Origin of the sequence: Streptosporangium sp. NPDC049376 (genome assembly GCF_044466505.1) — a bacterium.
Taxonomy (GTDB): Bacteria; Actinomycetota; Actinomycetes; order Streptosporangiales; family Streptosporangiaceae; genus Streptosporangium.
Window position 1 is genome coordinate 283777 of the sequence record NZ_JBITMT010000005.1, and the last position, 20553, is coordinate 304329.

The window sequence follows — 20553 nt, forward strand, 5'->3', positions numbered from 1 at the left end:
CGAAGGCCCCGGCCGACGGTCTCAGCCGAAGACCTCGGGCGGCGGCACCGGCACGACCACCGGGTCGCCGTCACGCAACGGCCTCGCCCCGGCGACGAACCTGGTCAGCTCCTCCCCGGACAGGCAGCGGGCCACGGTCAGGCCGCTCGCGGCCCTGCGGGTCAGGTCGGCGTACGGCAACGCGACGCGGGAGGCGGCGACGATGAGGTTGCCGAAACGCCGCCCCCGCATGATGCCGGGCTCACCGAGCAGGGCGACATGACCGAAGGAACCGCCGATCGTGGCCAGCACCCTGCGCGCGAAGGCGAGCCCCTTGCCGTCGGCGACGTTGACGACCAGCGTCCCCGCGGGCCGCAGGACGCGCGCGACCTCGGCCATGTACTCGACGCTCGCCAGGTCGAGCGGCATCGTGGCGCCGCTGAACGCGTCGAGCACGAGCAGGTCGGCCGAGGTGTCGGGCAGGGCGGCGGTGGCCGTACGGCCGTCGAGGATCCTGACCTTGAGCCGGGGCACCGACTTGAGCCGGAGCTGGTCCCTGACCAGCTGGACCAGACCGGCGTCCGGTTCCACGACGATCTGCCGAGACCCGGGCCTGGTCGCCGCCACGTAGCGGGGCAGGGTGCACGCGCAGCCTCCCACGTGCACGGCGTCGAGAGGTCCCTCGGGAAGCAGGTCGACCACGACGGCCATCAGCTGGACGTACTCGAAGTCGAGGTAGGTGGGGTCCTCCAGGTCGACGTAGGACTGGGGCACGCCCTCCTTGGAGACGACCCACCCCGAGGGCCTGTCCAGGTCCTCCAGCAGGTCGACCTCGCCGAAGCTCACCGGATAGCGGCCGGGCATCGGCCCCTCCGGTTTCCGCCTGATCACTTTTGCCCCACTTTCCACTTCTGTTCCTGTACAACCGAGAGGACACATCTGGGAGAAACCGTATGCGTACTCGACCGGTCCTCGTGCTCGTCGCCGTCGTGCTCATCATGATCGGCGCGGGCGTCTACGTGCTGCTGCGGCCGACCGGCGCGCAGGTGCGCGCCGTGGGCCCGGGGCCCGAGGAGACGGGCCGCGCCTACCTGGCCTCCTGGCAGGACGGCGACCTCAGCGAGATGGGCCGGATGGTCGTCTCGCCGCCCGCCGACTTCGCCCAGCGGCACCTGGACTTCGCCCAGGACCTGGACATCGAGTCGGTGAGACTCGTCCCGGGCACGCTGGTGCGCGGGGACGGCCTGCACGCGGAGTTACCCTTCCACGGCGTCAGGAAGGTCAGGAACCTCGGCGACTGGCCGTTCGAGTCGACGCTGCGGATGGTCCTGCGCGAGGGCCGCTGGAGGGTGGTGTGGCTGCCGGAGACGCTCCACCCGGCGCTGGCGGGCGGCGGCAGGATCGCCTTCAAGGAGATCCCCGCGCCGGAGACCGAACCGGTCACCGGTTCGGGGGCGCCGCTGCCGCAAGACAGCGGGGCGGAGGGCTACCGCGGGCTGTTCGGCGCGGGAGCCGAGGAGACCACCGGCTACGCCCTTGAGGCGACGGCGGCGGACGGGAGCAAGAGGGAACTGGCCGTCTTCCGGCCGCCGCACGTCAAAAAGCTCAGGACGAGCCTGTCCCGCCCCGTCCAGGCCGCCGCGGCGCGGGCGCTCGACGGTGTCGGCCACCCCGCCGCCATCGTCGCGGTACGGCCAGGCACCGGGGAGGTCCTGGCGGTGGCCGACCGGCTGGGCGAGGGCAACGGCGGGCAGAGCGCCTTCCGCGGGCTGTATCCCCCCGGCCCCGCGTTCAAGGTGGTCACCGCGACCGCCCTGCTCTCCGAGGGGCTCACCCCGGCGACACGGGTCGGCTGCCCGCGGACCTACACGCCCCCCAAGGGCAGGATCTTCCGCAACGCCGCCGACCACCCGGCCTCGGAGGCGGTCACCCTGACGACGGCCTTCGCGCTGTCGTGCGACACGGCCTTCGTCGAGCAGGCGGCGGCCCACCTGCCCTCGAACGGCCGGGGCCTGGTGCGGGCGGCCGAGCTGTTCGGTTTCAACGCGGAGGTGCCCGGCCTCGGCGAGTCCTGCGGCAGGATCACGCCGCCCGGCGACGTCGACGAACTGGCCTCGGACGCCATCGGGCAGGGCTCGGTCGTGGCGAGCCCGCTGTGCATGGCGCTGGTCGCGGCGGCCGTACAGGACGGTTCCTGGCACGGGCCGGTGCTGGTCCCCAGCCGGTCGTCGCGGGTGCGGCAGGTCTCCCGGCGGGCCTCGTTACCGGAGGCCACGGTCACCGCCCTGCGGTCCATGATGCGGGCGGCCGTCGCCGACACCACCGGGACCTCCGACGGCGCCGTGTCCGCCGACGGAACCCGCGGCCTCCCTCCGGGTACGGCGGGCAAGGCGGGCACCGCGCGGGCGGCGGACGGGCGGGAACACGCCTGGTTCGTCGGCTACCGGGGCGACCTGGCCTTCGCCGTCCTCGTCGAGAACGGCGGGGAGGCGGCGGTCCCCGTCGCGGCCAGGTTCCTCAGAGCCCTGTGACGATGTCGGGCAGATCACAACCTACGGAGACGTAACCTACGCTAGCGTAGGTTCATGGTCACGACCACCGCCGAGGGCCTCGCTCTCCCCGGGGCCGCCAAGCCCCGCCTGCGGGGCTGGTTGCACGCCGGAGCCCTGCCCGTCTCCCTCATCGCCGGATTCGTTCTCGTCGCCCTGGGGCCGACCCTCCAGGCCCGGCTGGCGGCGGCCGTCTACGCCGTCACCTCCGGCCTGCTCTTCGGCGTCTCGGCCACCTACCACCGGAGCACCCTCTCCCCGCGCCTGGCCGGGGTGCTGCGCCGCCTCGACCACGCCAACATCTTCCTGATCATCGCGGGCACCCACACGCCCTTCGCGATGCTCGCCCTCGACGGCCCGGCCAGGACCGCGGTCCTGGCCGTGGTCTGGACGGGAGCCCTCGCGGGCGTGCTGTTCAAGGTGCTGTGGACCTCGGCCCCCCGCTGGCTGTCCACGGCGCTCTACATCGCCCTCGGCTGGACGGCCGCCCTCGTCCTCCCCCAACTGCTCGCGGGCGCCGGGGCCGTCGCGGTCGCCCTCATCCTGACCGGCGGCCTGCTCTACACCGCGGGCGGAGTCGTGTACGGCACACGCCGCCCCGACCCCTCGCCCCGCTGGTTCGGCTTCCACGAGGTCTTCCACGCCCTCACCGTCGCCGCCTACCTCGTGCAGTACGCCGCGGTCTTCCTGGTGGTCTACACAGCGGCGTAGGGTGCCGTACATGACGACGATCAAGGAGCTCGCGGCCGAGCGCTATGTCTCCGTGACGACCTTCAGGAGGAACGGGGCCGCGGTTCCCACCCCCGTGTGGGTCGCGCCGGACGGTGAGGGGCTGGTCGTCTGGACGGTCGCCTCCTCGGGCAAGGTCAGACGCCTGAACGCCGATCCCCGCGTCGTCCTGGCGGCCTGCGACGTGCGGGGCAACACGCGGGGCGAGCAGGTCGAGGGACGGGCCTCGGTGCTGCCCGCGGAGGAGACCGAGCGGGTGCGCCGGCTGATCCTGCGGAAGTACGGCCTGTTCGCCAGGGTCCTGATGATCGTCAGCAGGTTCCGCAGGGGCGAGCACGGAACGGTCGGTGTCCGGATCGTCGGCGAGGCCTGAACCGGTCACAAGAAGGCGGCCGGTCCAGGCCACTGTTTGAGCCGCTGCTCAGACCGTGGCACCGGCCAGGCGGCGCGCCGCGAGTTCGGCGTAGAGCGCGGCCCCGTCGGGCAGCACCGCGTCGTCGAACTCCGCGTCCGGGGCGTGGTTGTAGGCGGCCCGCTCCGGATCACGGTCGGCCGGGCACGCGCCGAGCGCGACGAACGCCGAGGGGATCTGGTCGCAGACGTAGGAGAAGTCCTCGGAGCCGGTGAACGGGTTCGCCGCCTGCCGGAAGCGCTGCTCGCCGTAGACCTCCCTGACGGTCTCGGCGACGAAGCAGGCCTCGCCGGCGTCGTTGACCGTGACCGGATAGATCCCCTGGTAGTCGGCCTCGACGTCCAGCCCGTGGGCCGCGGCGATGCCCCTGACCAGAGTGACCGTCCGTTCCTGGAGCCGCTCCCGCGCGGACGGGGAGAACGACCTGATCGTCACCGCGAAGCGGGCCTCCTCGGGAATCACGTTGCTGACCGTGCCCGCGTGGAAGCTGCCGACGGTGACCACCACCGGGTCGAAGACGTCGAAGCTCCGCGTCACCATGGACTGCAGCGCCAGGACCATCTCGCACGCGGCGGGGACGGGGTCCTTGGCGCGGTGCGGCGTCGAGCCGTGACCGCCCGCGCCGCGCACGGTCACCGTCAGCTCGTCGATGGCCGACATCATCGGGCCACCCTTGGTGAGGAACGTCCCCTGCGGAAGCATCGCGCTGGTCACGTGCAGGGCGTAGGCCGAGACAGGACGTTCGCCCGCCGCGTCGAGCGTTCCCTCCTCGATCATGAGTTTGGCCCCGTCGTGCCCCTCCTCGCCGGGCTGGAACATGAAGACCACGTTCCCGGCGAGCCGGTCGCGCCCCGCGGACAGCAGGTGCGCGGCCCCGGCCAGCATGGTGGTGTGCAGGTCGTGACCGCAGGCGTGCATCCTGCCCTCGAACCGCGAGGCCGTCACCCCGTCCGCCCCGGGGCGTTCGGAGACCGGCAGGGCGTCCATGTCACCCCGCAGCAGGACGGTCGGGCCGGGAAGGGCTCCGCGCAGCACCGCGGTGACGGAGCTGAGCCGTTCGCCGAGCCGTACCTCCAGAGGGAGACCGGAGATCGCCTCCAGCACCTTCTCCTGGGTGCGCGGCAGGTCGAGGCCCAGCTCGGGCTCCCGGTGCAGGGAGTGCCTGAGGCGGACCAGCTCGTCCCGCATGTCGGCGGCGGATTCACGAAACGACATCGATCATTCCTTCTGGCGGCTCGACGAATTGATCGCACGATAACCCGATTTAACCGGCCGGTGGTCTCGTCTTGTCCTGTTGCCGGATAGGAATCCCCGAGGAACGGGGAGGTCACATGGAAGAGCTGGCACGCACCTGGTGGGTGTATCTGGTCCGTGGTGTCTGCGCGATCCTGTTCGGCGTGCTGGCGCTGATCTGGCCCGCCATCACCGTCCTCACCCTGGTCGTCGTCTTCGGCGCCTACGCCATCGTGGACGGTGTCTTCGCCCTGTTCGGCGCGGGCAGGGGAGCGGGCCTCGGTTCCCGGGGATGGATGATCTTCTACGGCGTCGTCAGCATCCTGACGGGCGTCGCGGTCTTCGTCTGGCCGGGCATCACGGCCCTGGTCCTGCTGTTCTTCATCGCGGCCTGGGCGGTCGTCACCGGCGTCCTGGAGATCGTGGCGGGGATCAGGCTGCGCGGGACCGCGGCGAACGAGTGGATGTTCGTCATCAGCGGCGCGCTCTCGGTGCTGTTCGGCGTCCTGCTGTTCATCCGGCCGGCTCCTGGCGCGCTGGCCCTCGTCTGGCTCATCGGCATCATGGCCATCCTGTACGGCATCGCCCTGGTGGCGCTGTCCTTCCGGATCAAGGGGCTCGCCTCCCGGTGGCGAGGGCCCTCGGGCACCCCTCGCGTCGTGTGATCCAGGACAATCTCCCGAAAAATCGGCTTCTCCGCGTAATGTCTCCATATAGAAGTGTCATTTACGGGGAATAATCCCTTCGAATCGCTATGGGGGAGACCTGTGGAGGGGACATGGACGTGCACGACCGCCTCGCTCGACATCTACTCGTGGACGGCTACCGGCTGGTCCTCGACCTCGACCGGAGCAAGGGCTCCCGGCTCGTCGACGCCCGGACGGATCGCCGCTACCTGGACTTCTACACCTTCTTCGCCTCGGCGCCGCTGGGCCTGAACCCCTTCGACGACGACCCCGAGTTCCTGGCCCTGCTCGGCAGGATCGCCGCCAACAAACCCGCCAACTCCGACCTCTACACCGGCCACCTCGCCGACTTCGTCGAAACGTTCGACCGCGTGCTCGGCGACCCGGAACTCCCGCACCTGTTCTTCGTCGAAGGCGGGGCCCTGGCCGTGGAGAACGCGCTGAAGTGCGCCTTCGACTGGAAGAGCCGGCGCAACGAGGCGGCGGGCCGTCCCAGGAGCCTCGGCACCAGGGTGCTCCACCTCACCCGCGCCTTCCACGGCCGCAGCGGCTACACCCTCTCCCTGACCAACACCGACCCGGTCAAGACCGACCGCTTCCCGATGTTCGACTGGCCCAGGATCGAGGTGCCCGCCATCCACTTCGGGAACGTCGAGGCGGCCGAGGCGCGGGCACTGGCCCAGGCGCGGGCCGCCTTCGAACGGCACCCGCACGACATCGCCTGCTTCATCGCCGAGCCCATCCAGGGCGAGGGCGGCGACAACCACATGCGCCCCGAGTTCCTGCAGGCCATGGAACGCATGTGTCACGAGTACGACGCCCTGTTCGTCATGGACGAGGTGCAGACGGGCGCCGGGATCACCGGGACCCCGTGGGCGCACCAGCAACTCGGCCTGCGCCCCGACATCGTGGCCTTCGCCAAGAAGATCCAGGTCGGCGGGATCATGGCCGGCCGCAGGGTCGACCAGGTGCCCGACAACGTGTTCCGCGTCAGCGGCCGGATCAACTCGACCTGGGGTGGCGGCCTGGTCGACATGGTCCGTTCCCGCAGGATGCTGGAGATCATCGAACGCGACGACCTGATCACCCGCGCGGGCGAACTCGGTCAGGACCTGCTCACCTCGCTGCAGAAGATCCAGGCCCGCTTCCCCGGCCTGGTCCGCAACTCCAGGGGGCGCGGCCTCATGTGCGCCTTCGACCTGCCGGACACGACCGCCCGCGACCGCCTGGTCGCCAGGCTCAGGCGCGAGGAGGGCGTGCTGGTCCTGCCCTGCGGCGACCAGTCGGTACGGCTGCGCCCCGCCCTCTCGGTGACCGCCGAGGAACTCGCCGAGGGCACGAACGCCCTCACCAGAGCCCTGGAGGCCTCCCAGGACCTTCGCCTCTCCGCGTGATGGTGTCTCTTTGCGCCCTGCCTCTTTGCGACGCCTTCGGCGTCGCGGGCTTGGACGCTTCGGGTCGGCGCTTTCCCTCGTCACTCCGTCGCTGCGCTCCTGCGTTCCTCAGTCCAAGCGCCGACGCGCCCAAGCCGTGTCTCTTTGCGACGCCTTCGGCGTCGCGGGCTTGGGCGCGTCGGTGTCTTCCCTCGTGTTCGTCCGCTGCGCTCCCTCACTCCTCAGTCCAGACACCGACGCGCCCAAGCCGAAGCCCTTCACGCACGGCACCGGGAAAGCACAAGATCAAACCCTCACTCCGGGCGTCGAAAAGGTCGGACCGGCCCCTCGGCCCCAAGCGTGAGGAGTTTCGGCTTGGGCCTTACCGGTGCCGTGCGTGAGGAGTGTCCGGCTTGGGCGCGCCGACGCTTGGACTGAGGAGCGAAGGAGCGAAGCGGATGAGCGACGAGGGAAAGCGTCGGCTCAGGGCGCCCAAGCCCGCGACGCCGCCAGGCGTCGCAAAGAGACACAGCGCGACCTAGTCCTGGGAGGTACGGCTGCGCCACAGTCCTATGGCCGTCATCCGGGAGTCGGCGCCGAGTTTGGCGTAGATCCGGTTGACGTGGTTCTTCACCGTCTTCTCGCTGAGGAACAGGTGCTGGGCGATCTGTGAGTTGGAGCAGCCGGTGGCGATCAGCTCCATGACCTCGGTCTCACGCCTGCTCAAGCTCGCCGCGACTGTGGGTTCGGCGTCGAACGGTGCGTCGTCGACTCTCATACGGCCTCCGTTGCAGCAACACGTTCAGGTCGCCGAAACCCCCCGTCTAACGGCGTAGCGATAGCAGCGAGCATAACCCGCGACATCCGTCTTTGGTGGACAAGTCCGGAGTGATGAAAAACGCAGAACGGCCGGTCCCCAAGGACCGGCCGTTCTCATGGGGTGAGCGAAGGGACTTGAACCCTCGACATCCAGGACCACAACCTGGCGCTCTGCCAACTGAGCTACGCCCACCATGTCTGCCGCAGCAGCACATGAAAAGTGTAGCGGTCTTTGGGAGTCGTTTCGCCCCTGGTTTTCGCGCGTCGCTCAGGTGGCGGTGGCCGAGATCGTCTCCGCGAGCTCACGGGCCGTCGCGGAGTCGGGTCCCGGCTGGGGCACGAAGACCGCCGCGCGGTAGTAGCGCAGCTCGCGGATGCTCTCGGTGATGTCGGCCAGCGCGCGATGACCGCCCTGCTTCTCCGGCGAGGCGAAGTAGACGCGGGGGTACCACCGCCGGGCGAGCTCCTTGATCGAGGACACGTCGATCATCCGGTAGTGCAGGAACGTGTCGACGGCCGGCATGTCGCGCGAGATGAACGAACGGTCGGTGGCGATGGAGTTGCCGCACAGCGGGGCCCGCTTGGGCTCGGGGATGTGCCCCTTGATGTAGTCAAGGACCATGGCCTCCGCCTCGGCCAGCGTGACGCCCGTGCTCAGCGTCTCCAGCAGACCCGAGGCGGTGTGCATCTCACGGACGATCTGCGACATCTGCTCCAGAGCCTCGGGCGGAGGCTTGATGACCACGTCAACGCCCTCGTCGAGCTGGTTCAGCTCACCGTCCGTGACCACACAGGCCACCTCGATCAGCGCGTCTCGGCCGAGGTCGAGCCCGGTCATCTCACAGTCGATCCAGACCAGCAGGTCACTCATAGCCTTCAGGGTAGTACTCCCGTCAGGAGACCTTGAGCGACTTGACCACCCGGTCGGCGAGAGAAGTGTCCAGATTGTCGGGGATGGAAAGGTACATAAGCGCGGGCCTCCTGCCCTCGCCCCGGTCCACGATCACGAAGGCGGCCCGTTCCTTCTTCCACTTCCAGCCGTTGGCCTTGGACTGGGCGGAGAAGTCGAGGTCGAACATGAACAGCCAGCCGTCCCGGCCGCTCACCTTGATCGCCTCGTCCTTGACGACCTTCCGATCGTGTTCGGGGCTGTAGTAGGCCGCCTCGGTCGCGTGCAGCAGTGTCGCGGCGATCCCGCGCATGCTGGGGATCCCGTCATAGCCGTATTTGTCGGGGAGCTCACCGGTGAGGATGTTGCCGAGCCACCTGCCGCCCTTGCCGTCGTAGTCGTCCTGGGCGACCGCCAGGGTCCCGCTGTTCCAGGTGAAACCGAGCGGGTCGGTGCCCGCGTTCGCGGGGATCTGCCAGGGGGAGCCGGGGAAGGCGTAGGACATGCCGCTCACCGGGTCCTGGATGCGCCCGTTCTGCGGCCGGGGGAAATCGGACGCCTCCGGCGCGGGAGTCTCCTGCGGAGGCTCGGTGGTCTCGGGCTCGGTCGGGAACGGGGTGGGCTCCTGCGTGGGTACGGCGGGCGGCAGGGTCGGGTCGTCCGCGGTCGGCCTGGACGTGGGGTTCGCCAGGAACATGACCGCGGCCACGACGACGGCCACCAGGATCACGACTCCGCCGCCTCCGAGGATCCAGGGCCACGGGCTGCTCTTACGCGGAGTGGTCCCCGGCGGGAGGCTGTACCCCCCGGCGGGCAGCTGCATCGTGTTACCGCCCCCGGGCCCGCCGCCCCAGGAGGGCTGCCCCTGCGGTGCCTGGCTCTGCGCCCCGTTCCACTGCGCGGTCTGGCCCACCCCCTCAGGGGGTCCCGAGGGGGGTCCCGAGGGGGGTCCCGAGGGGGGTGAGAAGGAGGGCGTCTGGCCGGGCGGCGTCGCGAAGGGGCTGGTCTGCGGCCCGGTGGGCCCGGCCGCGGGACCGGTGGGCCCGCCGGGAACGGGGGGACCGGCAGGCGGTCCTGCGGGCTGGGCGGCGGCGCCGGTCTGCGGGTGCGTGGGCTGGGGGAACGGGCCGGTCTGCCCCGTCGGCTGGGCGAGGGGCGCGGCCTGCCCCTGGGGAGAGGTGTCCCTGGGGTGCGTGGCGTCGGTCCACTGGTTGCCGTCCCACCACCGCAACAGCGGTGAACCGTAGGGGTCGGGGTACCAGCCGGCAGGGGTCTGCGTGGTCATGGCCGTCAGAGTAGTAAGAACCGGTTAGCAGTGCATTGCGGTGGCTTGGGAGGCTTAGGGGCACTTGTAGGTGAAACTTGCCTTGTCCTGGACCTTCTGCCCCCCGGCCAGCGGGGAGAGCAGCCGCAGCGTCGCCGTTCCACGGAAGCGGCCCTCGCCCTTGACCGTCCACTCCAGGCTCACCTCGTGCGAGGCCGCCCCGGAGGGAACGGTGTCGGTCTGCTCGATCGGGGTCTTGCGGTCGCTGCGCCGCCACTCGTAGCGGATCTCCCCGCCGGAGCCGTTCGTGGCGAAGACGCCCGTGATCCTGACCGTCGCGTCGCACGCCTGCTGCTTCTTCGGCGCGCTCACCTCGACGCCGGTGACCGCGAGCGGGGTCGCCGAACCGCGCAGCAGCCAGACCGCCAGGACACCGACGACCATCAGCGCGAGGACCACGGTGGCCAGCGCCGTACGGCGGCGCCTGCGTCTGGCGGCGGTCCCGAGCGCCCGCAACCCGTCGGAGGGCTGTTCGGTCCGTTGCCGGTCACGGCCCGCCCGCCAGATCTGCGCCGCCGTGGTCTCCGGCGGCACGCCGGGACCGAAGCGCATGACGACGTTCTCCTGGGCGGCGGTCGGCACGTCGGCCCGCAGCAGCGTGACGACCTCGCCCTCGTCGGGGACGGGCACCGGCGGAACGTTCGCGGGTAGGAGGCCGGGAGCGGGGCGCAGCCGTACGGCCTGGGCGAGACCGTTCCTGGTCAGAGAGCCTGCGGGCAGCGTGTCCTGCCCGGAGAGCAGCACGTCACGGGCCCGGCCGAGCCCGTCCGCGTCGGCGACGGCCGCGGCCCGCTCGAACAGGGCGGCGGCTCCGGGGTCGGCGGCGCCCCAGTTCGCGGCCAGGCCACGGGCGAGCGCGGCCCAGGCGGCCGCGTCACGGCCGGGGTGGGCCGGGCGTCCGTGCAGCGCGTCGGCCAGCCCCCGTTCGGCGAGCAGGGCGGACCCGTCGGCGGAGATCACCACGGTGTCCGGGCGCAGCGCCCCGTGGGCGAGCCCCGCGGCGTGCAGGGCGAGCAGGGTCCGCGCGGTCTCCAGCAGCACGACGGCCGCCTCACCCGCACCGGGACCAGGAGCGCCCGCGGGCACGACGAGCAGGTCGGCGAGGGTGGGGCTGACCGCCTCGCCGGTGAGCAGCCAGACCTCCCGCCCGGCCGAGACCAGGTCGGTGACCGGGACCAGCCCGGTCAGGCCCGCCTGGATCAGCGCGCGTTCGGCGAGCACCGCGGCGACCAGCCGTTCCCGCGCCGCCGGGTCCGAGGTGAAACGCGGGTCGAGCCTGAGCGCGCCCGCCTGCCGTCCGCCGGGCGCGGTCGCCGACGACCACGTTCCCGGTTCACCGGTACGGCTCTCGCCGGTCAGCAGGAACCCTGCGACGTTCCCCCGTTCGATGTCCATGACCTGTTCCGCCGTTCTCTAGCGCCCGCGCCGCCTCCGGTGGCGACCGGCCATCCCGCGCCTCACCGCCAGTGTGATGGGCACGGTGCCGCTCGTCACCAGGCCGAACGCCAGCAGCGTCACCGGGGAGGTCTCGGGAGGCGTCGGAGACGCGCTCAGGCTCGGAGGCGTCCCCCCGTCTGTCGAGGTCTCCGTCGGCGACGGGCTGCTCGGCGTCGGCGTCGGGGTCGGAGTCCTGGTGGGCCTGGGGGACGGCGACGACGGGGAGGCCGTCTTGGTCGGCGTGGGGGTCGGCGTCGGGGACTTGGACGGGGCCTTGGTCGGAGTGTCCGAGGTGTCGATGGAGGAGGTCTCCTCCTCCTCGGAGGCGGTTGGCGTGGGCTTCGGAGCCGGGCTCTTGGTCGGCTTCCTGGTACGGGTCGCCGACGGCTTCGGCGTGGGTTTGGGCGACTTGGACGGGACGGCCGCCTGGGTCGGCTGGACCGGTGGGGGAGGCGCGGCGGTCGTCGCGGCCGGAGTCGGAGTGGGGGCGGGGCTTGAGGCCTTGTGCGTGGGTTTCTTCGACGGCGTCGGAGTGGGGTCGTCGGGCTGGTTCTCGGGAAGCAGCGACTCGTCCGTCTCGGGGGGCGCCGAGTAGACCAGGCTCTGCGGCGTGATCGCGGTGCTGCTCGCGGAGTTGACCAGCACGGCGGTCACCCCGCCGATCACCGCGACGCACCCGACGCCGACCAGGATCTTGACGCCCATCTTGCCCAGGGACGACGACGCCCTGCGGCGCGCGCCGCCGCTTCTGAGGTTCGTCTCGGCGACGGAGGAGGAACCGGTGCCGGTCTTGGGGGCCTCGACAGGGAACAGGGCGGGCAGGAGCGCGGCGAGACCGGCCAGGCGGCGGCGCCCCTTCTCCTGCCAGTCGCTCCCGTAGGCGTCGGCGGCGACGGCCTCCAGTTCGGTGATGAAGGCGGCGGCGGTCGGCGGCCGGTCCGCGGGGTGCTTGGCGAGTCCCCGCTCGACCAGGCCCTGCAGCGCGGGCGGCACCTCCTCGATCGGCGGCGGCGTGACCTGGTGCTGCCTGGCCAGCGCGGCGACGTTCGACGCCCGGAACGGCCGGGCGCCCGTCAGGCACTCGAAGAACACGGCCGTCGCGGCGTAGACGTCGGTCGAGGGGCCGGAGGGGGAGCCCGTCCACTGTTCGGGGGCCATGTAGGGAGGCGTGCCCGCGGGGGTGTCCCCGTCGCCCGAGCGGATCGCGATGCCGAAGTCGACGAGCTTGCTCGTCCCGTCCGCCTCGACCATCACGTTTTCCGGCTTGAAGTCGCGGTGCACGACGCCCGCCATGTGCGCGGTCGACAGGCCGAGGAGGGCTCCCTTGAGCACGACCAGCGCCGCCTCAGGCCCGGTCGGCCCCTCCGATCGGAGGATCGCCCGCAGCGGGACGCCGTTGACCAGCTCCATGACGATGGCGGCGCCCTCACCGGTCTCCACGTAGTCGTAGAGCCGTACGGCGTGCGGGCTGTCCAGGGTGTTGAGCACCCTGGCCTCGTGCCGGAAACGCGCGACGAACCCGACGTCACCCCTGAGTTCGTCGGACAGGTACTTGATCGCGACCTGCATGCCGTCGACCTCGTGCCGCGCCATCACCACGCGTCCGCCGGCACCGGCTCCCAGCTCGCGTATCTCGGTGTATCCGGGGACTCGCCAGCCTGATGACGTGCCGTACATGCGGTCTCCTCAGTTGCTTGGGCCCCCACCCACAACAGGCGAACCGTAGCTTAGCCGGAGATCGCGAAAATTTACTCATGAATCACAAATCAGTCTCGGAAGGCTGGGAGACCCGGTAGGTCGCGGCGAACGGCCCCCGTTCGCCCGCCTTCCTACCGTCCCGGCGCGGGCCGGGAGGAGACATGCTCGGGCACCTCGACCTCGGACGTCATGGCCGGATCGGTCTCCGGCGCGCCCCACGACAGGCGCAGCGGCAGCACCCCGGCCCAGACCGGCAGCGCGTAGTCCTCGGGCTCGTCGCTCGGCGGGCCCTGCCGTACCTTGACCGACGCCTCGGTCAGGGAGAGGGCCACCACGGCGGTCGCGGCGAGCTCCTTCCTGGTCGGCGTGCGAGCCGCGTCCCACTGGCCGGGGGCGAGCTGCTCGGTGATCGCGCGCAGGGCCGCGAGGCGCTCGTCCTCGTCGAGCACGAGACGCGGGCGGCCGTAGATCATCGCGGACCGGTAGTTCATCGAGTGGTTGAAGACCGACCTGGCCAGCACCACGCCGTCCACGTGCGTCACCGTCACACAGACCTCGCCGGTGCCGCGCAGGGAGACCGAACCGGTCGAGCCGTGCAGGTAGAGGGTGTCGCCGACGCGCCCGTAGCCGGTCGGCACCACCCGGGGAGCTCCGTCGACCACGACCCCCAGGTGACAGATGAGCCCGGCGTCGAGCACGGCGTAGAGATCCTCGCGGGAGGTACGGCCCCGCTCCTTGGAACGGTTGAGCGTGGTGCGTGAGGTCGTGGAGAGCATGCCCTCTACCCTAGGAAGAAGTGGATATCGAAACCACGTCCACTTCGTGTCGCCTCTGGGAGACCACTTTGCCGCGCATCCCCGTTGACCTGCCCCTGTCGGTTGACCGCCAGGCTCCCGCCGCACTCATGACCCAGCTCGGCGACCTGCTGCGCACCGCGATGCGCGACGGCACGCTCAAGTCCGGGGAGCGGCTGCCCTCCTCCCGGGCCCTGGCCCGCCAGCTCTCGGTCAGCAGGACCGTCGTGACCGAGGCCTACCAGCAGCTCTACGCGGAGGGCTGGCTCGAAGGCCGCCACGGCTCCGGAACCTACGTGGTCGATCTGGCCCCGCGCGAGCCGGAGGTCCCGGTGGACCCCTCGCCCGTCTCCGCCCCCACGCGGGAGGCCCCCGCCGGGCCCGTGATCGACCTGCGCCCGGGCAAGCCGTGGGTGCGTGACTACGACCGGGCGGCCTGGCGCAGGGCGTGGCGCGCCGCCGCCGACCTGCCGCCGGGGAGCAACCCCGACCCGTACGGCCTGCCCAGGCTCCGCCGGGCGCTGGTCGAGCATCTGCGCAGGACCAGGGCGGTCGCGGCCGGTCCCGAGAACGTCATGGTCACCCGGGGGACGGGCAACGGCCTCGACCTCGTCGCGGCGACCCTGCTGCGGCCCGGCGACCGGGCGGGTGTCGAGGACCCCGGCTACCGGGTCGCCAGGAACGTCTTCGCCGCGCGGGGCGCCGACGTCGTGTCGTGCCCGGTCGACGAGGACGGCGTCATCGTCGAGGCCCTCCCCGACGACCTGCGCGTGCTGTACACCACCCCGGCCCACCAGTACCCCCTCGGCGGTCGTCTGCCCGTCCCGCGCAGGGAACGCCTGCTCGCCTGGGCCCGCCGTACCGGGGCGGTCGTGGTCGAGGACGACTACGACGCCGAGTTCCGCTACGACGTCGCCCCGCTGCCCGCCCTGTACGGCCTCGGACCGGAGCGGGTCGTGCTGCTCGGCACGCTGTCGAAGTCGCTGGCCCCCGACGTCGGCGTCGGCTGGCTGGTCGCCTCGCCGGGCCTGCTCGCGGCGGTCGCCGAGGTCCGGGCCGACCTGGGAGACCGCACCAGCGGCCCGACCCAGCAGGCGATGGCCGTACTGCTCGAACGCGGAGACCTCGACAGGCACCTGCGCCGGATGCGGCTCGAATACGCCCGCCGCCGGGCGGAGGTCGTCGCCGGCCTCGGCACGCTGGTGACGGGCGACACCGCGGGGCTGCACGTCATGGTCGGGCTGCCCGAGCACGTGGTCGGGCCGCTGGTCGCCGCCGCGGCCGAGCGTGGGGTCCTGCTCAAGGGGATGAACCGCGACGACCACGGCGCCGCCGACAGGCACGGTCTGGTGATCGGCTACGGCTCCGCCTCGCTGCCCGAGGTCAGGCGGGGGGTAGCGGTGATCGCGGAGCTGATCGGGGAGCTGCGGCTCGCGGAGGAGGGGGCGGCGCCGGAGCGAGTTCCCTGACCACGGGCAGCGCGCGGCGGGCCTGGAGCGGATCGACGGGCAGCGCGTGCCGCCCCCACCACCGCGCGACCCCCGGATCGTCGGAGGGCTCCACGAGGCCGGGCAGATAGTCGTCGTAGGGCGGGTCGTAGAGGTAGCCGGTGGCCACCCCGCGCCGCTCCAGTGCCGCGATGGCCGCGTCCCGGTCGGCGACCAGCAGCGGCACCCGGAACAGCGGCTGGTCGAGGTGGGCGAGCACGCCCGCGGCGACCGTGGGCAACTCGGCGAGCGCGCGCACCCCGGCGATCCGCCGGGCCCGCTGCCCGGGCAGCCCGCGCAGCCGTCTCACCTGGTAGCGACGGGAGAGCGGCCCCCGTCTGGTCCGGTAGTCGTGCAGGTCGGCCCTGACCCAGGAGTCGAACGGCGGCAGGTCGGGCACCCGCTTCATGGCCTCGGCGAGTTCCTCCGGGCGCGTGGCGATCCGCAGGCCCTCGCGCTTCTCCTCCAGGCCGAGCGCGCGCATCGCCCACAGCGCGGGCCTGACCAGGCCGAGCCGGACCGTCGAGTGCCTGGCGGCCGAGGTCAGCACCGACCGCGCCTCGGCCACCGGCCGGTACGGCCGCAGCAGCAGATCACGGGCGATCTCAAGGGGACGCAGGTCGGCCTCGTCCTTGACCGCGATCACCCCGCCGGAACCCGCCCCCGCGTGCTTGGACATGCTGAAGACCCCGGCCACCCCGAACGTGCCGAGCGGCCTGCCCCCGACCGTCGTCTCCATGGCGTGGGCGACGTCCTCGATCAGCGTCTTGCCCGCGAACGCGGCCACCCGGTCGGGCAGGCCGTACAGGTTGGTGGTCAGCACGGCGTCGACGGTGCCGAGATCGACGGAGCCGACGTCGATGTTGCCGTCACGCGGTGAGAGCGGCGCGATGACGGGACGCAGCCCGGCGGCCAGCACCAGGAAGAGGATCTCGTCGGCGGAGATCGGCGACATCAGCAGCCGCTGCCCGGGAAGGCACCAGTGCCGCAGCGCGAGATAGAGGCCGAGCCGGTTGGACGGTACGGCTAAGCAGTGACGCCCCGTTCGCGTGGCCACCAGGCCCTCGGGGGTCACCGGGCGCTCACGACGACAAGGAGGTACGCAGGCGGCCGAAGGTCTTCAGTGCCCGGTCGGCCGTGGTCCGCAGGACCGGGTTGGCCAGGACGGTTCCCCGTGCCTTACGGACCGGCACGCTGAGCGCCCAGTGGATGCCCGCCCCGGCGCTCGGCCTGGCGATGCGGCCCTCCATCACTTCGTACTCCCCGTTCTTGAGCTTCTCCTTGTACTCCTTCTCGCCGCGTCCCAGGTCGATGACCTCGATGCCCGCGGCGGCCGCCTTCTCCGCCATGGCGAGGTGGTGGATCAGGCCGGGGGAGTACTTGGCGTAGGCGATGTCGTAGGCGGGGAACCAGCCCGCGAGGGTGGTGGCGGTGCGCAGGCCGAAGTGGCCCGCGACCGGCTGTCCGTCGACCCGTAGCACGTCGAAGACCCCCCCGAAGCGTTCGGTGTCGGTGGCGAGCAGCCGTTCGACCAGCTTGACGATCCACGGCCGGGCGAAACGGTCGGTCCTGCCGGTGCGGCGGTACTGGTCGGTCTTCCAGCCGAGCAGCGTCCGCAGCGCCGCACGGTCGGTCGTGGCGTAGTCGTGTTGGATCGCTCCATGGTCCCGTTGAAGCTTACGCGCCTTGTATGCCGTGGAGCGGTAGGTCTTGCCCGAGTCGCGTTTCACCGTCTCGACGTAGGAGTCGTAGCCGTCGCGCAGGTCGATGATCGGTGACGGGTGACGGGTGTGCCGTCCGGACAGCAGCGGCTGCCCGGCCACCAGGTGGTCGAACTCGAAGACCCCCAGGCCGCATGACCTGATCAGCTCTCGTGGGTCGAGTTCGAGGTCCTTGACGTGGACCAGCCCCTGGGCGTCGGTCAGCCCCGCGGCGACCGGTTTGCCGATGCCCATCGCGTGGCGCTCGAAGGGGAGGAAGCCGACCGTCTCCCGGCCATCCTGCAGGACCGCCACCCGGACCTGTTCCTGCAGCTCGCCGACGATGATCGTGAACTCGGGGGACAGGAAGGGGCTGTCGAAGGCGGGATCCGCGTCCTGAAGGGTCCGCCATCGCTCGATGTCGGACTCCGCCAGTTCGCGAGGATGAACGATAGAGACGTGCATGGGCTCCTACTGGGGTTGCGACTTCCCCGATGCGCCTTCGGGCATGAATGCGCACAGGATATGCGTACTCACAGCGTGCGGCACGGTGCGTAATGTAGCGGTAAAGGATCGGGTCGTAGGTGGTTTTCCCAGGGTTCTCCCAGGATGTAACGTTCCGGGGCTCCATGGGAGAAGGCGCTCCGTACCACCCGTGATGATCACCGTGGGTTACCGGTCAGGTGCCAATCTGCGATAGAAGTTTCAAGTGTTCTGCAAGTCGCGTGGATAGCCTGACGATGCGGCCGATAACGCTTGGCTGTGAGCCGCGTCCTCTCACGGTCACGTCCGCCGTCGCTGTGGAACGCTTCATTGGACCGTGCCCAGGATCGAGGACGAGCGGTGATACCGACTGACGGACCGCGCCGGCGGATTCCGAACTGGCTGATCGCGACGGGAGCGGGAGTCGTCGCTCTCGCGCTCCTGGTCGGGATCGTCGTCATGTCGACCGGGCACGGCAAGCCGAGAGGGCGGGCCGTCGCGATCCCGCCCCCGCAGCCCGCGCCCGCCGTCGAGCAGCCCCCGGACTTCGGCGCCTGGCCTCGCTGGGGCGTCACCCACACCGAGTTCAGCGGCGACGCGGAGCGGGAGGAGGTCACCGAGACGGCCTCGCACCTCCTGGCCCGGGTCCCGCTGGTGCAGAACCAGCACATCATGGGCTGGGGCGCGGACAATCCCGAGCCCGTACGCGGCAAGTACGACTTCCGCAACCTCGACCGCCGGGTGCAGTTCATGGGCCGCTCACAGGCCCTGCCCGTCATCACCCTGTGCTGCGCCCCCGACTGGATGAAGGGCGGCACCGACGGGCGTACCGACTGGAACACCCTGGAGTCGCCGCCGAACCGCGAGAACTTCGACGACTTCGCCAAGCTCGCCGCCACGGTCGCCAGGCGTTACCCCACCGTCGAGCACTTCATGGTGTGGAACGAGTTCAAGGGATTCTGGAACTCGGCCACCAACCGCTGGGACGCCGAGGCCTACACCGAGCTGTACAACAAGGTCTACACGGCGCTGAAGGAGGTGAACGCCGACATCAAGGTCGGCGGTCCCTACATCCCGATCGTCAGCGACAAGAACGGCCGGGGCTCCGAACTCCAGGGCCCCTGGGGCGTGGTCGACCAGCGCGACCTCGACGCCGTCGAGTACTGGATCCGCAACAAGAAGGGCGCCGACTTCATCGTGGTCGACGGCGCCTCCATGACCAGGGACGCCGGGGCCCACCCCGACGACTTCGGCGCGCTCGCCAAGTTCGGCGCCGTCACCACCTGGCTCAAACAAAGGAGCGGCGGCCTGCCGGTCTGGTGGGCCGAATGGTACGTCGCGCCTGACAACGCCGACTGGACGGAGGAACGCAGGACCGCCGTGCAGACCGTCGCCATGATGGAGTTCGCCACCAGCGGCGCGTCCACCGCCCTCTACTGGAACCCGCAACGCAAACCGGGCGAGGACTGCCCCGGCTGCCTGTGGCGTCCGGGCACGGGGGAGGAACTGCCGATGGCGGGGGTGCTGAGCGGGTTCACCAAGTGGTTCCCCGAGGGCGTCCCCCTGGTACCGCTCACCTCGGCCAATCCCGCGGTGCGGGTGCTGGCCCAGGAACGCCAGTTCGTGATGGTCAACACCACCGACGCCGCCGCGATCACGACGATCGACGGCAAACAGTTCGAGCTGGGACCGTACGAGGTCAGGTGGAGCGGGCGGGATGGAGCCTGACGGCGGGTCTGCGCCAGTTGGTGAACCAGCGCAGCAGCCATTCGACGGGACCGTACCGGTGGCTGCGCAGCCACATCCCGCTGGCGGCCGCCTGGAACGCGAAGATCGCCACGGCGATCGAGGAGACGGCGAGTGGGCTGAGCCGGTCGATCAGGGCGAACCCGTAGCCGGTGAAGATCAGCGAGCAGATCAGCGACTGGCTCAGATAGTTGGTCAGCGCCGTCCGTCCCGGCGGCACCAGCACGGAGGTCAGGCGCGGGGCACGGGGAAACACCCGCAGCAGGGTCGCGACGTACGCCGCGGCCAGCAGCGGCGCGGTGATCAGGTCGACCGCCTGGCCGAGCATGTGGTGGACGCTCGTGCCGCCCGACCAGGTCGAGTGCGCGTAGAAGATCGCCCCCAGGATGCCGACCGGGAATCCCACCCACTGGATCTGGCGCAGCGTGGCGGTGTGCCGATCGGAGTCGGCGAGCAGCCGCCGCTTGCCGACGGCCAGCCCCACCAGGCAGGCGGCGAGCACCGCGGGCCCCTGGAAGAGCACCCGGAGCACCACGATCCTGCCGAGCTTGTGCAGGTGATCCGAGATGATCATGGGCACCGAGCTCTGCAGGGCCGCGTCCGACTTGGCCGCCTGCGCGGCACCCCCGGCCACGGTGCCCGAGAGGTCCGTCCCCAGCAAAGCGAGCCCGGCCATCAGGACGAACCCCGTCGCGAGCAGCAGGGTCAGCGCCACCGCGAAGAGCACCGCGGTTCGCGGCTTGATCCTCCGTACGGCCAGCAGCACCAGCCCCACCACCGCGTAGGTGGCCAGGATGTCCCCGGGGAACAGCAGTACGGCGTGGGCCAGGCCGAGCAGGAACAGCCCGGTCAGACGGCGCAGGAAACGCGGCACGAAGGCGGTCCCCGAGGCCGCGGCCGAGTCGAGCTGAAGGGTGAAGCTGTAGCCGAACAGGAACGAGAACAGCAGATAGAACTTGTTCTCGAAGAACACCGTGACGACCCAGCGCACCTCCCAGTCGAGCGGCGCGGAGAAGGCCGGTTCGGCCAGGCCCGCCATACGGTACCCCGAGGCCAGGTAGGCGATGTTGACGACCACGATGCCGAACAGCGCGAACCCGCGCAGGGCGTCCACGGCCGCGATCCTGCGATCCTGGACGGCCATGGTCATGGCCACGACAGGTTTCACCAGGCGATGATGCTCTCCCATGACCATCGAACCGTCCTTCAACGTGC

18 protein-coding genes and 1 tRNA gene are annotated in these 20553 nt (G+C 70.9%); 7 read left to right on the top strand and 12 right to left on the bottom strand.

All coding sequences use genetic code 11. The features are described from left to right. Nucleotides 1-21: 21 nt before the first annotated feature. Entirely contained in the window at nt 22-843 is an 822-nt protein-coding gene (locus tag ACIBVQ_RS16830) for a spermidine synthase (protein WP_399178598.1), read from the bottom strand. A gap of 89 nt (nt 844-932) precedes the next feature. On the opposite strand from ACIBVQ_RS16830, the gene ACIBVQ_RS16835 reads away from it, so the two are divergent. From ACIBVQ_RS16835 to ACIBVQ_RS16845, 3 genes are read left to right on the top strand one after another with little or no spacing between them, the layout of a single operon-like run. Further along, a complete protein-coding gene (locus tag ACIBVQ_RS16835; RefSeq protein ID WP_352010510.1) occupies nt 933-2510 on the top strand; it encodes a penicillin-binding transpeptidase domain-containing protein in 1578 nt (525 codons plus the stop codon). Between the two features lie 54 nt (nt 2511-2564). Then, entirely contained in the window at nt 2565-3239 is a 675-nt protein-coding gene (locus ACIBVQ_RS16840; protein ID WP_399178342.1) for a hemolysin III family protein, read from the top strand. Nucleotides 3240-3249: 10 nt separating this feature from the next. After that, nucleotides 3250-3630, top strand: a complete 381-nt coding sequence (locus ACIBVQ_RS16845; RefSeq protein WP_352010512.1) for a PPOX class F420-dependent oxidoreductase — start codon at nt 3250-3252, stop codon at nt 3628-3630. Between the two features lie 48 nt (nt 3631-3678). On the opposite strand, the gene ACIBVQ_RS16850 is transcribed toward ACIBVQ_RS16845, so the two are convergent. Next, complete coding sequence (locus tag ACIBVQ_RS16850) at nt 3679-4884, bottom strand: M20 family metallopeptidase (protein WP_399178344.1); 1206 nt, start codon at nt 4882-4884, stop codon at nt 3679-3681. A gap of 116 nt (nt 4885-5000) precedes the next feature. On the opposite strand from ACIBVQ_RS16850, the gene ACIBVQ_RS16855 reads away from it, so the two are divergent. After that, complete coding sequence (locus ACIBVQ_RS16855) at nt 5001-5567, top strand: HdeD family acid-resistance protein (protein WP_399178345.1); 567 nt, start codon at nt 5001-5003, stop codon at nt 5565-5567. Between the two features lie 113 nt (nt 5568-5680). Beyond that, nucleotides 5681-6982: an L-lysine 6-transaminase gene (gene lat, locus ACIBVQ_RS16860; RefSeq protein WP_399178347.1), complete on the top strand. Its 1302-nt coding sequence runs from the start codon at nt 5681-5683 to the stop codon at nt 6980-6982. 517 nt (nt 6983-7499) lie between these two features. Here the strand turns inward: lat and ACIBVQ_RS16865 are convergent. From ACIBVQ_RS16865 to ACIBVQ_RS16895, 7 genes are all read right to left on the bottom strand, one after another. Beyond that, complete coding sequence (locus tag ACIBVQ_RS16865) at nt 7500-7739, bottom strand: LuxR C-terminal-related transcriptional regulator (protein WP_390042855.1); 240 nt, start codon at nt 7737-7739, stop codon at nt 7500-7502. Between the two features lie 158 nt (nt 7740-7897). After that, nucleotides 7898-7973: transfer RNA gene (locus tag ACIBVQ_RS16870), tRNA-His, on the bottom strand. 75 nt (nt 7974-8048) lie between these two features. Beyond that, on the bottom strand, nt 8049-8651 hold the full coding sequence (orn, locus tag ACIBVQ_RS16875; protein WP_352010517.1) for an oligoribonuclease: 603 nt from the start codon (nt 8649-8651) through the stop codon (nt 8049-8051). A gap of 22 nt (nt 8652-8673) precedes the next feature. Next, complete coding sequence (locus ACIBVQ_RS16880; RefSeq protein ID WP_399178350.1) at nt 8674-9954, bottom strand: DUF2510 domain-containing protein; 1281 nt, start codon at nt 9952-9954, stop codon at nt 8674-8676. 54 nt (nt 9955-10008) lie between these two features. Beyond that, nucleotides 10009-11388 carry a hypothetical protein gene (locus tag ACIBVQ_RS16885; RefSeq protein WP_399178352.1) on the bottom strand — a complete coding sequence of 460 codons (1380 nt, stop codon included), beginning with the start codon at nt 11386-11388 and terminating at the stop codon, nt 10009-10011. Between the two features lie 18 nt (nt 11389-11406). Next, the gene (locus ACIBVQ_RS16890) at nt 11407-13107 is read right to left on the bottom strand and encodes a protein kinase (RefSeq protein WP_399178354.1); all 1701 of its coding nucleotides are present in this window, start codon (nt 13105-13107) and stop codon (nt 11407-11409) included. Between the two features lie 152 nt (nt 13108-13259). Further along, nucleotides 13260-13904: a pyridoxamine 5'-phosphate oxidase family protein gene (locus tag ACIBVQ_RS16895; protein ID WP_399178356.1), complete on the bottom strand. Its 645-nt coding sequence runs from the start codon at nt 13902-13904 to the stop codon at nt 13260-13262. Between the two features lie 68 nt (nt 13905-13972). Between ACIBVQ_RS16895 and ACIBVQ_RS16900 the strand changes: the two genes are divergently transcribed. Next, a complete protein-coding gene (locus ACIBVQ_RS16900) occupies nt 13973-15391 on the top strand; it encodes a PLP-dependent aminotransferase family protein (protein ID WP_399178358.1) in 1419 nt (472 codons plus the stop codon). Here ACIBVQ_RS16900 and ACIBVQ_RS16905 read toward each other — a convergent pair. Together ACIBVQ_RS16905 and ACIBVQ_RS16910 are read right to left on the bottom strand one after the other, a co-directional pair. Further along, the gene (locus ACIBVQ_RS16905) at nt 15306-16484 is read right to left on the bottom strand and encodes a DegT/DnrJ/EryC1/StrS family aminotransferase (protein ID WP_399178360.1); all 1179 of its coding nucleotides are present in this window, start codon (nt 16482-16484) and stop codon (nt 15306-15308) included. The two genes, ACIBVQ_RS16900 and ACIBVQ_RS16905, sit on opposite strands and share 86 nt — an antisense overlap. Before the next feature lie 7 nt (nt 16485-16491). Then, complete coding sequence (locus ACIBVQ_RS16910; protein ID WP_352010524.1) at nt 16492-17574, bottom strand: GNAT family N-acetyltransferase; 1083 nt, start codon at nt 17572-17574, stop codon at nt 16492-16494. A 378-nt stretch (nt 17575-17952) separates the two neighbouring features. Between ACIBVQ_RS16910 and ACIBVQ_RS16915 the strand changes: the two genes are divergently transcribed. After that, the gene (locus ACIBVQ_RS16915) at nt 17953-19320 is read left to right on the top strand and encodes a xylan 1,4-beta-xylosidase (RefSeq protein WP_399178362.1); all 1368 of its coding nucleotides are present in this window, start codon (nt 17953-17955) and stop codon (nt 19318-19320) included. Here ACIBVQ_RS16915 and ACIBVQ_RS16920 read toward each other — a convergent pair. Continuing rightward, nucleotides 19292-20506, bottom strand: a complete 1215-nt coding sequence (locus ACIBVQ_RS16920) for a DUF418 domain-containing protein (protein WP_362773710.1) — start codon at nt 20504-20506, stop codon at nt 19292-19294. The two genes, ACIBVQ_RS16915 and ACIBVQ_RS16920, sit on opposite strands and share 29 nt — an antisense overlap. Nucleotides 20507-20553 lie beyond the last annotated feature (47 nt).

Excerpts from the sequence above, each read along its gene's own strand:
- ACIBVQ_RS16830 (WP_399178598.1), bottom strand. The coding sequence starts at position 843 with ATGCCCGGCCGCTATCCGGTGAGCTTCGGCGAGGTCGACCTGCTGGAG.
- ACIBVQ_RS16835 (WP_352010510.1), top strand. The coding sequence starts at position 933 with ATGCGTACTCGACCGGTCCTCGTGCTCGTCGCCGTCGTGCTCATCATG.
- ACIBVQ_RS16840 (WP_399178342.1), top strand. The coding sequence starts at position 2,565 with ATGGTCACGACCACCGCCGAGGGCCTCGCTCTCCCCGGGGCCGCCAAG.
- ACIBVQ_RS16845 (WP_352010512.1), top strand. The coding sequence starts at position 3,250 with ATGACGACGATCAAGGAGCTCGCGGCCGAGCGCTATGTCTCCGTGACG.
- ACIBVQ_RS16850 (WP_399178344.1), bottom strand. The coding sequence starts at position 4,884 with ATGTCGTTTCGTGAATCCGCCGCCGACATGCGGGACGAGCTGGTCCGC.
- ACIBVQ_RS16855 (WP_399178345.1), top strand. The coding sequence starts at position 5,001 with ATGGAAGAGCTGGCACGCACCTGGTGGGTGTATCTGGTCCGTGGTGTC.
- lat (WP_399178347.1), top strand. The coding sequence starts at position 5,681 with ATGGACGTGCACGACCGCCTCGCTCGACATCTACTCGTGGACGGCTAC.
- ACIBVQ_RS16865 (WP_390042855.1), bottom strand. The coding sequence starts at position 7,739 with ATGAGAGTCGACGACGCACCGTTCGACGCCGAACCCACAGTCGCGGCG.
- orn (WP_352010517.1), bottom strand. The coding sequence starts at position 8,651 with ATGAGTGACCTGCTGGTCTGGATCGACTGTGAGATGACCGGGCTCGAC.
- ACIBVQ_RS16880 (WP_399178350.1), bottom strand. The coding sequence starts at position 9,954 with ATGACCACGCAGACCCCTGCCGGCTGGTACCCCGACCCCTACGGTTCA.
- ACIBVQ_RS16885 (WP_399178352.1), bottom strand. The coding sequence starts at position 11,388 with ATGGACATCGAACGGGGGAACGTCGCAGGGTTCCTGCTGACCGGCGAG.
- ACIBVQ_RS16890 (WP_399178354.1), bottom strand. The coding sequence starts at position 13,107 with ATGTACGGCACGTCATCAGGCTGGCGAGTCCCCGGATACACCGAGATA.
- ACIBVQ_RS16895 (WP_399178356.1), bottom strand. The coding sequence starts at position 13,904 with ATGCTCTCCACGACCTCACGCACCACGCTCAACCGTTCCAAGGAGCGG.
- ACIBVQ_RS16910 (WP_352010524.1), bottom strand. The coding sequence starts at position 17,574 with ATGCACGTCTCTATCGTTCATCCTCGCGAACTGGCGGAGTCCGACATC.